The sequence below is a fragment of the Pseudomonas sp. PDM01 genome (genome assembly GCF_014852325.1).
Classification (GTDB): Bacteria; Pseudomonadota; Gammaproteobacteria; order Pseudomonadales; family Pseudomonadaceae; genus Aquipseudomonas; species Aquipseudomonas migulae.
This window is the reverse complement of the sequence record NZ_JACVBK010000031.1, coordinates 1-255: the sequence shown is the minus strand read 5'-3', so window position 1 is coordinate 255 and position 255 is coordinate 1. Positions and strand designations below refer to the sequence as shown.

1 protein-coding gene is annotated in these 255 nt (G+C 66.7%); it reads right to left on the bottom strand.

What is annotated here, in order from left to right; all coding sequences use genetic code 11:
• A partial coding sequence (locus IB246_RS28605; protein ID WP_192230263.1) for a hypothetical protein occupies positions 1-255 on the bottom strand: 255 nt, incomplete at both ends.

Genomic DNA, 255 nt, shown 5'->3' with positions numbered 1-255 from the left:
CCGGGTTGTAACCGGTGATGGTGAAGATCGCGCCGGTGTCGGTCTCGCTCGATTGCGGGAAACCTGCCGCCACGCCCGCCGTGACCACGGCGATGCCGCCCACGGTGAGGGTCAGCAGGCCATCCGGCGCGTTGACGTTGAAGGTGCCGGTCTGGGTCAGGGCCGGAGCATCCGGGTCGGTGCCGTAGGTGAGGTTTTTTTCGTAGACGGTCAGTTCACCGCCATACGCGTCAAGGCCGCTGAGGGTGACCGGGC